Annotated in this window: 10 protein-coding genes and 2 pseudogenes; all 12 read right to left on the bottom strand. The window is 39.7% G+C overall.

What is annotated here, in order from left to right; genetic code table 11:
- Positions 1-109: 109 nt before the first annotated feature.
- Positions 110-1,378 carry a glucose-1-phosphate adenylyltransferase gene (locus G7074_RS18800; RefSeq protein ID WP_124562599.1) on the bottom strand — a complete coding sequence of 423 codons (1,269 nt, stop codon included), beginning with the start codon at positions 1,376-1,378 and terminating at the stop codon, positions 110-112.
- An 8-nt stretch (positions 1,379-1,386) separates the two neighbouring features.
- Positions 1,387-2,799: a glycogen synthase gene (locus G7074_RS18795; RefSeq protein ID WP_124562600.1), complete on the bottom strand. Its 1,413-nt coding sequence runs from the start codon at positions 2,797-2,799 to the stop codon at positions 1,387-1,389.
- Positions 2,800-3,339: 540 nt separating this feature from the next.
- A complete protein-coding gene (gene cobA / locus G7074_RS18790; protein WP_124562601.1) occupies positions 3,340-4,134 on the bottom strand; it encodes a uroporphyrinogen-III C-methyltransferase in 795 nt (264 codons plus the stop codon).
- Positions 4,135-4,503: 369 nt separating this feature from the next.
- A complete protein-coding gene (locus G7074_RS18785) occupies positions 4,504-4,971 on the bottom strand; it encodes a hypothetical protein (RefSeq protein ID WP_124562602.1) in 468 nt (155 codons plus the stop codon).
- 84 nt (positions 4,972-5,055) lie between these two features.
- On the bottom strand, positions 5,056-6,066 hold the full coding sequence (locus G7074_RS18780; protein ID WP_124562603.1) for a bestrophin family protein: 1,011 nt from the start codon (positions 6,064-6,066) through the stop codon (positions 5,056-5,058).
- A 239-nt stretch (positions 6,067-6,305) separates the two neighbouring features.
- Entirely contained in the window at positions 6,306-7,556 is a 1,251-nt protein-coding gene (locus tag G7074_RS18775) for a sulfate adenylyltransferase subunit 1 (protein WP_124562604.1), read from the bottom strand.
- Positions 7,557-7,699: 143 nt separating this feature from the next.
- A pseudogene (cysD, locus tag G7074_RS18770) lies at positions 7,700-8,604 on the bottom strand (sulfate adenylyltransferase subunit CysD).
- Between the two features lie 244 nt (positions 8,605-8,848).
- On the bottom strand, positions 8,849-9,550 hold the full coding sequence (locus tag G7074_RS18765) for a phosphoadenylyl-sulfate reductase (protein WP_124562606.1): 702 nt from the start codon (positions 9,548-9,550) through the stop codon (positions 8,849-8,851).
- Between the two features lie 2 nt (positions 9,551-9,552).
- A pseudogene (locus G7074_RS18760) lies at positions 9,553-11,063 on the bottom strand (TSUP family transporter).
- Positions 11,047-11,817, bottom strand: coding sequence for a uroporphyrinogen-III C-methyltransferase (gene cobA, locus G7074_RS18755; RefSeq protein ID WP_124562608.1), 771 nt, complete (start codon positions 11,815-11,817; stop codon positions 11,047-11,049). The pseudogene G7074_RS18760 and the gene cobA (G7074_RS18755) overlap by 17 nt, the downstream one beginning before the upstream one ends.
- Positions 11,818-11,921: 104 nt before the next feature.
- A complete protein-coding gene (locus G7074_RS18750) occupies positions 11,922-14,012 on the bottom strand; it encodes a HEPN domain-containing protein (protein WP_124562609.1) in 2,091 nt (696 codons plus the stop codon).
- A gap of 489 nt (positions 14,013-14,501) precedes the next feature.
- On the bottom strand, positions 14,502-14,948 hold the full coding sequence (locus tag G7074_RS18745) for an Rrf2 family transcriptional regulator (protein ID WP_124562610.1): 447 nt from the start codon (positions 14,946-14,948) through the stop codon (positions 14,502-14,504).
- Between the last annotated feature and the right edge of the window lie 150 nt (positions 14,949-15,098).

Here is a 15,098-nt window from a genome sequence, read left to right as displayed (position 1 = left end):
CAGAAATACTACTCATCTACTTCTAAAAAACAAAGAGGAATAAATTCTTAAAATAAAAAAGCCAGCCTGGATAAATCCGGGCTGGCCTATAGTTAATGATTAATGATTACTAAATTACGGTTCCGCTAGGCAAAACCACTCCTTTTTTAATTACCACTATACCATCTTTAACGGCATAGAGTTCAAAATCGCCATCTTCTAAATGTTCACCGCCATTAATTTTTACATCGTTACCAATGCGGCAGTTTTTATCGATAATGGCATTGTTAATGTAACACCTGTCGCCAATACCAATTAACGAATTTCCTTTGCTCGTTTCCTCCTGTATTTCTTCGAAAGTTTGATACCTGTCGCTACCCATAATGTAGGAGTTGGTAATTATGGTATCTTTTCCAATTCTCGATCTGATACCCAAAACAGCATGTTCTACTTTACTGGCCTGTACAATACAGCCTTCGGCAATAATGGTTTTATCTAAAGTGGTACCCGAAATTTTAGAAGGTGGCAACATCCGTGCCCTGGTAAAAATAGCATGGTTACTATCGAACATATTAAATTTAGGAATTTCGTCGGTCAATCCTAAATTGGCTTCAAAAAACGACGAAATGTTACCAATATCAGTCCAATAACCTTCGTACTGATAACTCAAAACCCTGCTTTGGGTAATGGCACGCGGCAAAATTTCTTTACCAAAATCTTTTTCTTCTTCGTTTTCGTTTAAGATATTGATCAGGTATTCGCGGTTGAAAACATAAATCCCCATCGAGGCCAGAAAATTACGGCCTTCGCCTTGCATCTCTTCACCTGTGTCAGAAATCCATTCATCCAGTCCGGTTTTTGGTTTTTCGATAAAAGAAGTGATCATATTTTCTTCATCGGTTTTCAAAATACCAAAATCGGTAGCATCTTTGGCCGTAACCGGGATGGTGGCAATGGTAATTTCGGCATTGGCTTCAATGTGCTTCTCAATCATATCTTTAAAATCCATCTGGTATAACTGATCGCCAGAAAGGATTAAAATATAATCGAACTCGTGTGAAACAATGTGGTGCATACACTGACGTACAGCATCGGCAGTACCCTGAAACCAACCTGCATTTTGTACCGTTTGCTCTGCTGCCAGAATATCGACAAAAGCCTTACTGAAATGACTAAAGTGATAAGTGTTTTTAATGTGCTTATTTAACGATGCCGAATTAAACTGTGTAAGCACAAACATACGGTGGATGCCTGAGTTAAGGCAGTTAGAAATCGGAATGTCTACCAACCGATACTTCCCTGCAATTGGAACTGCCGGTTTAGAACGTGTTTGTGTAAGTGGCGATAATCTAGAGCCCTGGCCACCGCCAAGGATAACGCCTAAAACTTTGTCAGTCATGTTTAAGCTTAATTTAATATTTGGTACAATTCTATATAATTTAATGCGGCATTATCCCACGAATGGTCTAACTTCATCATTGTTTTACGCACTGCTTTAAAAGCTTTTTTATCGTTATACAGCTCTACGGCCCTGTTAATGGCATGGGTAACATCCCATATGCTGGTCTGGTCGTGACAAATACCGAAACCTCCATCGCCAATATCAATTACGGTATCTTTTAACCCGCCTATGCGGCGCACCATGGGCACTGTGCCATATCTTAATGCATACAACTGGTTTAAACCACAAGGCTCAACGCGCGAAGGCATGATCAGAAAATCGGCACTGGCGTATATTTCGTGCGAAACCTGCTCGTTATAGCCAATATAAGCATTATACTTACCAGGAAAAATATCTTTTAACTGATTTAGCCGGCCTTCTACCCAACTGTCGCCCGATCCTAAAACCAATATATTAATGTTATCGCCATGCTGCTGCAAAGCAGTGTAAAATATATCAGGCAGTAAATCGGCTCCTTTTTCATCAACCAGTCGGCCAATAAAAGTAAAGAGGGGTTTAGCGGCATCTAACTGAAAAACATTGCACAGGGCGGTTTTGTTTGCCAGTTTACCGGCTTCTACTGTTTTTATGTTGTAACCTTTGCCCAGCATGGGGTCTGTTTCCGGGTTCCAAACCTCACTATCAATACCGTTTAAAATCCCTACCGATTTCCAGCGCTCCTGCCTCAACAAACTTTCGAGGCCACGGGCATTGTTCATCATTTCTTCGAGGTAACTTGGCGAAACCGTAGTTACCCGCCAGGCACATTTTATGGCCGAAGCCAAAGGGTTAATGGCATCTTCCCAGCCCAACAAGCCACCTTTCCACAAATCGAATGCTGGCAGGTAATATAATTTATCCCAACCAAACTGTCCCTGGTATTGTGCGTTATGAATGGTTAAAACTGTAGGTACATGTTTAATACTTTCGTATTTTAAGCAGTTCGATGCCATAAAAGGAATTAAACCGGTATGGTGATCGTGGCAATGGATTACATCTGGCCGATGTTCCCATTGTGCTATCCAATCTAAGGTAGCAATCTGAAAAGCAACAAAACGCTCGGTATCATCGCCATAACCGTATACATTCGGTCTGTCGGTAAGGCCTTTGATGTGGATTACATAAACATCGAAACCCAGTTTATTCGTTTTTTCTTTTAAGATGCGGTACTGAAAATGATGATTGCCGTAGTTAGACCAGGCATCGTATGTTACCTCAAATTCGCTTTCGCGGATGAATTTAGTGTCGTACGCAGGAACAACCACCTTGGCAATGTGGCCTAATTTATTTTGATACTTGGGTAAGGCCCCTACTACATCGGCTAAACCACCAACTTTTGCAATAGGGTAACACTCGGCGCTTATATGTATAATTTCCATCAAATATTTGGTGTAGATAACCTAAGTAAGTTACTAATTGTTTTGAGCATTGCAAATAATGGAAATTATATTTTTAGTTGAATATTTAGCGGTCAGGTATTTTCTGATCAGGGGATTGATTTTGACGCTGAACGGCAATGCTTTAGGTATTTTTCTGCTGATTACGCAATTATACACGGAGACTTTCTAACGAAAAAATGAAGCTTTCAAACCAGGCTTAGCAAGCAAATTTAGCTATTGAAAAAATTGGGAAACAGGTGTTTAATCTGAGGTGATCTTTTTAAATCTGTGGGGCAATTTCTAAATAGTTTCAACTGATTACGCAGATGTACGCTGAGATCGAGTCTAGTCAAATCAACAAGCAGAGTCGATACATGAATTTAATCTGCGATGATCTCCTTAAATCTGCCGGACAATTTTCAAATAGTTTCCCGCTGATTGTGCAGATGTACGCTAAGGCATACATAAACAAAAAAACCGCCTGGCTCGCCCACGCGGTTTTTAACAACAAAACAAATATATTTTTGGTTCAAAAATATCTTAGTACTCTTCCGCCATAATTTCGTAGAAATCGCGGATGGGTTGAAACTGTGGGTGCAAGGAAACCACATCACCAAAAACCAATAAGGCAGGCGCAGTTATTTTTTTATCTTCAACAATTTCGGCAATGGTATCAACTATACCTACTGCAATTTTCTCTTGTGGGGTAGATCCGTTCTGGATTACAGCCACCGGTAAAAGGTTTTTATTTTCGGCCTGAAATATAGCTGCGATTTCTTTTACCTTCTCAATTCCGTTTAAAACTACGATGGTAGCTTTGGTTTTAGCAGCAATGTATAAATCTTCAGAAATTTCGCCTCTCGAATTGGTTCCGGTTACCGCCCAAAAGCTCTCGCTCAGATCTTTATAAATCATCGGGATCTTTTGTAAACTTGGTGCACCTGTAGCACTCGAAATACCAGGAATAATTTCGGTTGGGATGCTATAAGATTCTGCCGCATCGATTTCTTCGTAACCTTTGGCAAAGAAAAACGGATCGCCGCTTTTTAAACGCACCACATGACCATAGTTTAAAGCGTAATCAACAATCAGTTTATTAACAGCCTCTTGCGAGAAATCTTCATCATCGCTGCGTTTACCCACATAAACTTTCGGAATACCATCTGGCGCATAACATAGTAAAGCTTCATTCACATTTGCATCGTACAAAACAACATCGGCTGTTTTTAATGCTTTTACACCTTTTAAACTAAATAAATCCGGGTCGCCAGGACCTGCACCTATTAAAGTAATTCGTGGTTCAATGTTCGCTTTTTCTACTTTATTTAAAATCATAACACCAAATTTTATGCGGGTTAACAGTTATTAATTATTACAAATATATAAAGTCTATAGGAATTGTAGTAATTTATTTTAAAATATTTTTAATTTATCATGCCAAACTTAATAAAGCATCGCTAATGCAATGAAAAACAATACTATTAAAAATCCTTGGACTCCGCTCAGGAGGACAATCTATGAAGTGGCTACCTGAATAGTGCTGTCAGATATTATTATCGAACAGCCATCGAAGCTATGATTGGTATAAGGTCAGATTTTACCATCTGACCTTACGTTAGAAACAGGGTGATAAAAAAGAAAAATGTTTCCATGTTTTCTGCGCATCCGTGGCAAAAATAATTATGGCATGCAATAGGTTATTACTTATTTACAACTTGCTTCTTCAAAGATAAATTTTCCGGCTTCGTAATTAATCGGTTTTCCTTTTACAAAATAAGACCTGCCTAGTGTGGTTTCAATCTGCCCTACCCCCATTATCAGTTTACCATCCTTTTTTAAAAAAGCCAGTGGGTTTGTATATACACTAACCGTATCCTTTCCGGTTTTAAACCGATAATCTACGAGCAAAGTGTCGCCATTAAATTTACCCGATATAGCGCCCATATTGCTGGGTTTATCATTATATCTAATTAACAACTTCCCTGTAGCTTTGCCCGATGCATGTATTTCTACATTCATATAAGCAGTATCTTTTTCAAAGCCTGCTTTATAACAATCTTGTTTAATTACAGAGTCGGTTGTTGTTTTCGAATTTGTACTGGTTTTATTTTGGTTACAGGCATAGGCAAACGGAAGAGCCGCTATAACGAGGTAAATGATGATTCTTTTCATATCAAGAGTTTTAGCATTTTAATTGATTATACTAATATACCAATATGATGAAAACATTCTGGCATTTCCATAACAGAAAAACCATTACATCAGTATAAAATGCTCTGGCGTAAGTGACGGCGGCAGATCGGTTTCATCGAGCATATCCCGCATGTCAATTTCTATCGTCCTGGAAATATTGGTAATGGGCACATCGTTCGCACTTCCTTCGAAAGGGTTGGTTGAGCTTTCGCCAACAATATCAAGCGAATTAAAAACCCAGGTTAACAAAATAGCGAAGGGAATATTTAACCAGATGGAATATCCTTCAATTAAAGTACCGTTGCCTAACTTATTAAACTCGTTTAGCAATCCATATGGAACTAAAAACACAAATAAATTTAGCATAATGGTGGCTATAGATGAAAAATGGCGTGGATAAGGAAAATTTTTAATCCTTTCGGCCTTACCCTGGTTATCGTAAAAGCTGGTAATGGTATTTTGTAAAGATTGCAGTTGCAGTTCGGTTAAAACTCCGCTGACCACAAGTTTATTAATATGGGCCGATTGCAGTGCCATTAATTGGGTAGCCTTGTTCTTCTTGGTCAAAATATATTTTAACTCATCAGCAGAAAGGTATTGCGCAAGGCTATCTTCCAGGCGATCTGCTTTTTCTGAAACACGGTAAAGCCGGGCATATTCGATATTGCGCGGATCGTTTGAGTTTTCCCATGCCCTGGGCTCCCTTAACTGAAAACGTAATGCGGTTAGCCAGGCAAAGTGGCGGTAAAAAATGATTTCCACATCTGTTTTTTTATCATGAACTGCCAGATAATCACGAACCATTACGCCAAATGCCCTGCTCGAATTGATTATTGCACCATAAATTTGCCGGGCTTCCCAAAGGCGGGCATAACTGGCATTATTTTTAAAACTAATGATAAATGAAACTGCGGTGCCCAAAAGCGCTACAGGTACCCAGGAAATGGAAAGAAACGTAAAAGCGCAATAATGATAAAGTACGGTAGGAATAATGGCCAGAATGGTTAAGCGATAAATATCGCGCCTGGTCCAGATAATAAATTCCAGAAAAGTATATTTTTTTCCTGCATGCATAAGTTAAGCGGTTATAAGAGATAGTGAGTTAAACTAAGATATAAAAATTATCTACGCAGGCACTAAATTATGATAAAATAGCCGGCACACTACGAAAAACGGGGCTATCGTAACCGATGCCCCGCTGAAATTGCTTTCACACTATACCTTTCGGCCTAGCGTCTTCATCTTATATTTGGTTGTGGTTTTGCTGGATATTTACAAAATTCTTCCACCTCACATCTCCCCTTACGTTTATTTTATTCAACTGCTGCCCTGAACATTAAGGCTCCAACTGTTAAATTGGTACGGCTATCAACCAAAATAGCTGAGCCATTAGCGCGGTTATCATCGTAAAGATCAAAAGCCAACGCATCTGCTGTTTTAATAATCACCCGACCTATATCGTTCAGTTTAAATTCATCAGCTGCATGTTTTTCGAGTGTGTTGATATCTACCTTATGCAGAATTTCGCTGATTTTACATTTCGTAACCTTACTGTTATGCTGAATGTTATACATGATAGACGTATCCAATGCACGTGCATCCATCCAGCACAAATCGGCTTCAATCAGTTTCGATTCTTGCGGTAAGGCAGAAGCATTTACAATGGTATCGCCACGGCTAATATCCACATCATCTTTTAAATGGATAATCACCGACTGACCTGCATGGGCTTCATCCAGTGCTTCATCAAAAAATTCAATTTTCTCGATGGTAGAGCCAGCACCTGAAGGCAATACATTTACTTTATCGTTCAGGCTAAAAGTTCCGCTCAATACACGGCCTGCGTAACCGCGGTAATCGTGCAACTCGTCGGTTTGCGGGCGTACAACCCACTGTACCGGCATACGCGCCAGTTGCGAACGGTCTAGATGATCGGTATCTACCTGCTCTAAGAAATGAAGCAAGCTTTCGCCTTCGTACCACTGCATATTTTCTGAACGTTGCACCACGTTATCGCCTTTTAGGGCACTAACCGGGATGTACGTTACATCGTCTAATTTAAGTTGCTGCGCAAGTACTTTATACTTTTCGATGATGGAAGCATAAACCGTTTCGCTGTAATCAACCATATCCATTTTATTGATACAAACCACAACGTGCTTAATACCCAGTAGTGAAACAATATACGAGTGACGGATAGTTTGTTCAACTACACTGTTGCGGGCATCGATTAAAATAATGGCCAGATTTGCGGTTGATGCTCCGGTAACCATATTGCGGGTGTACTGGATGTGACCCGGCGTATCGGCTATAATAAATTTACGCTTTTCGGTTTGAAAGTATTTGTAGGCCACATCAATGGTAATGCCCTGTTCGCGTTCTGCCCTTAATCCATCAGTTAAAATAGCCAGGTCAATTGTTCCGTCGTCATTTTTACGGTTCGAGCTTTGTAAGGCTTCCAATTGATCGGCTAAAATAGAATCTGTATCGTATAACAAACGGCCGATTAAGGTACTTTTACCATCATCTACACTGCCTGCTGTAAAGAATTTTAATATGTTCATGTTTATTGTCGTATTTAAGATAGAGTTGTCAAGTTTGTTAACAATGTATCAAGTAATGAGTAGTAAGATCAAATATCAATATAGATTATAATGTCTTGATACTTTAATCTTGAACACTTGATACTGTTTAATCTTGATACTCTTTAAAAATATCCTCCTTTTTTCCTGTCTTCCATTGCTGCTTCCGAAACTTTATCGTCTAAACGGGCACCACGCTCTGAAATTTTAGAAGCGCTGATTTCTTCAATAATATCATCAATCAAAGTTGCTTCCGACTCAACTGCAGCTGTACACGACATATCGCCAACTGTACGGAAACGCACTTGCTTGCGGAATACGATATCTTCATCATCCATATTTAAAAACGGAGATGCGGCCATTAACTGTCCGTTGCGGGTAATCACATCGCGTTCGTGTGAGAAGTAGATGCTTGGCAATTCAATTTTTTCGCGGCGGATGTAGTTCCAAACATCCAGCTCGGTCCAGTTGCTGATTGGGAATACACGGATGTTTTCACCTTTGTGGATTTTACCGTTATAAATGTTCCAAAGCTCGGGGCGCTGGCGTTTAGGATCCCACTGGCCAAATTCATCACGTACAGAGAAAATACGCTCTTTTGCGCGTGCTTTTTCTTCGTCTCTGCGCGCACCGCCAATACAGGCATCGAACTGGTGTTTTGCAATGGTATCTAACAAGGTTACGGTTTGCAAAGCATTTCTGCTCGCGTTTTTACCGGTTTGTTCTACTACTTTACCTTGATCAATAGACTCCTGAACTGAACCAATAATCAGCCTTTCGCCAATTCTTTCTACCATTTCATCACGGTAGGTAATGGTTTCTTCAAAATTATGCCCGGTATCGATGTGTACCAGTGGAAAAGGAAATTTACCGGGACGGAAAGCTTTTTCTGCTAAACGCACTAAGGTAATCGAATCTTTTCCACCCGAAAACAGCAAAGCCGGCTTTTCAAACTGCCCGCAACCTCACGTAAAATGTGAATGGCCTCTGCCTCTAGTTCATCTAAGTAATCAAAATTATATGTACTCATTATAAAATGTTGAAATGATTGATTGTTGAAATATTGGAAGGTTGCTTTTCAGCGCCGCTCCTTTTTCAACTAATATATTTGCTGTTGTTGTTCTATTTACGTCATTGCGAGAAGGTTTTTCAACCGCCGAAGCAATCTGTTTCGGCTTTCTGCAATAGTAATTTATTTTATCCTTCTATAAGATTGTCACGGCTCGCTCTTTCCCTGCCTCGCAATGACGCCCCGATAGGAATGTTTTTTTGGGTCAGGATGCTGCATGCAAGCCACATTCTTTTTTACTCTGGTCTTCCCACCACCATCTTCCGGCCCTAAAATCTTCGCCGGGTTGTACTGCTCTTGTACATGGGGCGCAACCTATGCTCGGGAATCCTTTATCGTGCAGGGTGTTGTAAACAATGTTGTTTTCTTTAATATATGCCTTCACATCGTCTAATGTCCAATCGAAAATCGGATGAAATTTAACCAGCTGGTTACCTTCATCCCATTCTACATCGTGCATATCCTCACGGTTTGTACTTTGATCGGCCCTGATACCTGTGATCCAGATTTCGTTACCTTTTAATGCTCTTTTTAAAGGTTCTATTTTACGGATATAGCAGCACTCTTTTCTGTTTTCGACCGATTCGTAAAAACTGCTTGGGCCTTTACTGTTCACCATATCCTGCAAGAGCTCATTTTGCGGATAGTAGGCGTAAATCGGTTTATTGTAAATTTCAAGGGTACGGTTCCAAACGTAATAGGTTTCAGGAAATAACCGCCCGGTTTCTAAAGTAAAAACCTTAATTGGAATATTATTGCTAAAAATAAGGTGTGTAATTGCCTGGTCTTCCCATCCAAAACTGGTTGAAAATATAATGCGACCGGCATAGCGATCGGCTAAAAACCTTAATTTTTCAATGGTATCTAAGCCTTTTAGTGCTTCTTTTATCTCTTCTACACGTTCCATCACTAAATTAATTTTAAAATAAACATAATTACACTGCGCAAGCTTACCAGCATCACAATAATACCAACGGCAACCATAATGGTTTTCGCCGAAATTTTGTTGGATACTTTTGCAGCAATTGGCGATGCTATTGCACTACCGATAATCAAGCCTAAAACGGCTTCCCAGTGTTTGCCACCTAACATGGTAAAAAAGGTTAGCGAACTAAGAGTGGCAATAAAAAAACGACTAATTTTTACTGTTCCTAAAGAAAATAATGGATGTCTGCCACCGGCAATTAAACTCGACAATACAATTGAGCCCCAACCACCACCGAAAGCAGCATCGATAAAACCACCAACAAAACCTAAAAGACCAATTTTTTTAATCTTCTGATCGGCTTTCTTTCTTTTGATGTTGAAAGCTTTCATTAAAATAATGCCACCCAAAAACAAGGTGTACACCGCCACAATTGGCTTAACATAAGCACTGTAGTGCTCCAGCGACGATAAGATATAGGCGCCCAGCACTGCCCAACTATAGCTGGGAGAATTAATATTTTAAACAGTTTCCAGTTTACATTGCCCATACGGTAATGCATCCAGCCAGCAATTCCGTTACTCATTACTTCCGAAATGTGGATCGCCATACTAGCTGAGGCCGGAGGTAAACCCATTGCCAGTGAGAAAGAGGCTGTAGTAACCCCGTACGACATGCCAATTGCACCGTCAATCAGGGCGAATAAAAATCCGGCACCTAAAAACCAGTAAAACAAGGGGTCGATATTAATCAGGAAAGTTTGAAACTCTGGCTCGGTATTCCACAGTGAAAAACCTATGGCACCGATTAATAATACCGAAGCCACCCAGATTAACCACTTGATATTGCGCTCGGCAAAACTCTTTTTAGGGTCAATTAAACTTTGGGTAACCTTATTCAGCTTTTTAACCTTTGCCGAGAAATCGCCGTTTAAGGTCTGGCGCAAAGCGCTCATATTCTGCAAAGTTTCATCCAGCTCGGCCGGTAAACCTTCGTTCAAAATTTGTTTTAAGCGTTTGGCTATGGTTGGCGATTTTCCGTTGGTAGAAATCGCTATTTTTAGATCACCCCTTTGAACGATAGATCCTAAATAGAAATCGCAAAGCTCGGGTTTATCGGCCACATTGATCAGTAAGCCTTTTTCGTTGGTTACTTTTCTGATCTCTTCGTTTAAAATGTTATTGTTTGTTGCGGCAAAAACAATATCAATACCCTGTAAATCAGAAACATCAAAACTCTTTTGTTTAACCTTAACCAAAGGATAGTTCGCAATTAAGGTATAAACCTCTGGAGAAATTACTTCGGCTACAATGGTAATGTTAGCTTGGTGACTGTTGTTAACAATCGCCGTTAATTTTTCGAGGCCAATATTACCTGCACCAATTAATAATGTACGCAGCTTATTCAGCTTCACAAAAACCGGAAACAGCTGGTTACCTTTTTCCTGTTCAGAAAAAGATTCTGCATTATTTGGTTGGTTAGGCAATACTTGCATATTGTTTAATGATGTTTTTAAATGACGGATGTAATGATACAACTTCTCCAAATATTAACAATGCCGGAGCCTTAATATTTTCGTGTTGCACTAAACTTTCTATAGTTTCTACCACACCAACCACTAATTTTTCGTCTTCTGCCGAACCATTCTGCACTACTGCTGTTGGTAAATTATGTTTTCCTGCAGCTTTAAAAATCTCTACAATTTTAGAAAGTTTTTTAAGTCCCATTAAAACTACTACAGTAGCATTTGATGTTGCCGCCTGATAAATATCGGCCGATACTTCACCAGATGTGGTTGTTCCTGTAATTACCCAAAAACTTTCGCTCAGGCCACGGTGTGTAACCGGAATTTGCTGCAAACCCGGTACGCCGATTGAACTCGAAATACCTGGAATAACACTCACCGGAATGCTGTATGATGCGGCGTAATCTAACTCTTCGTAACCCCTGCCGAACACAAATGGATCGCCACCTTTTAACCGCACTACATGCCCATAGTTTAAAGCGTAATCGATCATTAATTTATTGATGGTATCCTGAGGATAAGAATGCTCTCCTGAACGTTTACCCACATATACTTTAATGGCTTCTGCCGGTGCATGTTCCAATAAAGCTTCGTTGGTTAATGCATCATACAATACTACATCTGCAGCCTGTAAAGCCTTTACCCCTTTTAAAGTTAACAAGTCAGGGTCGCCCGGACCTGCGCCTAGAAGGGTTATTTTTGATTCTTTATTTTGATTAACCATGTTTCTTTTTAATTATTGAATTTTGAATAACTGAATGAAGAGTTGTTTGGCGCATGGCGTTTAGCGTATGCAGTTCTCAAATCTCATATCAATTGTCTTCAATCTCATTTCACCAATACTCCTCTTTTTTCTTTAATCTGATTTAAAAACTGATTGGCTTGTTCAAAATATTTTTGGGCAAATTCAGCACTTGGTTCATTTTTATTAATCTGAAGAACCAAATCAGAAAAGTTAGTGGCCAGATTAAATTCGCCAGTTTCCACATAATGGTTATCGAACTCGCGAATCACGCCAACCTGGGTACTGCTGTTTACACCTTTATCCAGCAACAAAGATTTTGCTGCACTTACAAACGTACTGTAGGTATGGTAAATCGCATCAGCATAAGCACCTTTCTCTAAGTTTTGCTTTGCCCAGTCAAATTTTTCGTCGGCTTCCAACAATAAAGTAGCAACCAAATCAATCACTACACCAGCACATTCACCCACACCGATTGCGGTAACAAAAGGCTCTACGTGTCCCCAATCTACAAATTCTTCAGTTTGCAGATTAGTTAAATCGGCCAGTGGTTTTAATAACTGATAAAAATGGTCTTTACCTTTTCTATCGTAATACTGGTGAAAATTCTCATCAGCCAGGTTATTCGCTTTAAAATCATTTAAAATGAAATGCAAAACACTGGTTGCTCTTTTTGATGGAACTTTGATTACACGTTCTGCCACACGACCAACGCCATCGCCTACAGTACCACCACCAAGCATTACCTGAACCGCCGGAACCACTTTTCCTTCGGCTTTTACCGAACTGCCGTGAAAACCAATCTCGGCTAAACCATGCTGACCACAAGAGTTCATACAGCCACTGATTTTGATTTTGATGTTTTTTTCATAAATCAATTCAGGGAAATCGGTATAAATCACATCTTCCAACACCTCGGCCAATGTCATAGAGTTGGCAATACCTAAATTACAGGTATCTGTTCCCGGGCAAGTGGTAATATCGGCAACACTATCGAAACCGGCAGTGGTAAAACCAATTTTATTTAACTCCGCATATAAAGCAGGTAAAGCTTCTTTGCGTACATATTTTAATAACAAACCCTGGTTTTGTGTAAGCCTGATTTCATCGGCAACATACGGCCTGATGGCATCAACAAAGACCCTTGCTTTATCTGTTTTAATATCACCTACCTGTACTTTTACATACACCGAATAAAAACCAGCCTGTTTCTGCTCTACCACGTTGGTAGCCGACCAGTGTTTGTAGTGGGTTTCGTTTAAAATTTCTACCGCCGGGTAATCTTGCTCTGCTGGCAAAATGGGTTCGGCGATTGTATTTAAATCTATTTTAAAGCTTTTTACTTTATTGGCAATGCGCTCTTCGGCAACCAGGCGTAAAACTTCGTCTAAACCTAATTTTTGAACCAGGTATTTTAAACGCGCTTTATTTCTATTGGTACGTTCGCCATAACGGTCGAAAACGCGAAGCACAGACTCTGTAAAAGGAATGATCTGATCTTCGTGCAAAAATTCGTGAACGGCACTGGCTAAGAAAGGTTGTGCACCTAAACCACCAGCAAATAAAACTTTAAATCCACGTTCGCCCTTTTCGTTAATTTTCGGAATAAAACCTAAATCATGAATGTAGCTAAATGCAGTATCCTTATCACTCGAAGAGAATGAAATTTTAATTTTACGACCCATTTCCTGACAGATTGGGTTACGCAAAAAGTATTTAAAAACAGCGTGCGCGTATGGTGAAACATCAAACGGCTCATCTTTATCGATGCCCGAATTTGGCGATGCCGTTACATTACGCACCGTGTTACCACAAGCCTCACGCAGGGTAATATCATCTTGCTCTAATTTAGCCCAAAGTTCTGGTGTCCGGTCTAAACTTACATAGTGCAACTGGATATCCTGACGGGTGGTTAAGTGTAAATTGCCACTTCCATACTCATCGGCAATATCGGCAATGCGCAATAACTGCTTAAAAGTAACCTTTCCAAAAGGCAGCTTAATCCGGATCATTTGCACTCCCGGCTGTCTTTGTCCGTAAACACCGCGTGCTAAACGCAGGCTCCTAAACTTTTCGTCGTGGATTGTACCATCCCGAAAGGCTTTAATCTTATTCTCTAAATCGATAATGTCCTGCTCGACAATATTGTTTTCGAGTTCTGTTCTGAAAGTTTGCATATGTGTTGTTAGCTTTATTCAAAAAATGCTTCCCTTTTACCGAGAAGCATCCAATATTTTATACTTAAATTATCTATAGGCTCCTGTTACCGTGTTTTACAACAACAGCACATCATCCGGATAGCGGCTCTATTAGGTATAAAATTTAGGTTCATCCGTCAAATATATAAAGTATATAGGAATAGTCGTAATTTTTTATGAAAAAAATTACGATACGGTGTTAATCTGTAAACCCTTAACGACAGTTTTCTGTTGGTTTTTCGCCTTTAATAGGCTGTGCAATCGTTTGCTAAAAAATGTTGCTGTCCGTAATTTATTTTTGAAGATAGCCGGAGGCTAAGCTGGTTGGTGAGGACACCAACCATTAGATACTAAGAAATAACCTGGCTCCTTTATCCTATCGGTTGGTGTCCACACCGACCGAAACAGGCAATAAAAAAAGGTTGGTGAAGACACCAACCTTTAGATCATTATGATTAAAATAATCTCTTACAATTTTTCGATAGCCAGCTTTAGCGTGTCCTCACGATTAATTACATCGGCGATACTGGTTTCACTTAAAACCTTCAATGTGGCGTCTCTCACATCAATAAATGCACTTCTGATTCCGCAAGTCTTTTCATCCTCGCATTCATCGCATTTGTGATAGAAGTTTAAGCTGGCACAAGGTACCATGGCAATGGGACCATCAGTAACCCGCATAATATGCACCAAAAGAATTTCTTCGGGCTTTTTATTCAGGCTGTAACCGCCTCCGGCTCCCTTTTTACTGTATAAAAAGCCTGCATTACGTAAATCAAGTAAAATTTGCTCCAGGAATTTTTTTGGGATATGCTCTTCCTCTGCAATTTTTGAGATCTGCATTGGTGGTTTATCTAAATTTTTACCAAGAGCAACAAGTGCCTTTATGGCGTATTTTGTTTTTTTCGACAGCATATTCGCACAAAGCTAATAAAAGAAAGTAAATTATTAAAATACGCTATTCAGGCTATTATGTTTTCTAGCTGTAGCATATTATTTAAATCAGAGCCTCACTCCTTTTAGATACATTTTAATCAAAGAAGCGTAAAAATAATCCAACTTGCA

This window comes from Pedobacter sp. HDW13, from assembly GCF_011303555.1.
Taxonomy (GTDB): Bacteria; Bacteroidota; Bacteroidia; order Sphingobacteriales; family Sphingobacteriaceae; genus Pedobacter.
This window is presented reverse-complemented; position numbering and strand designations above follow the sequence as displayed.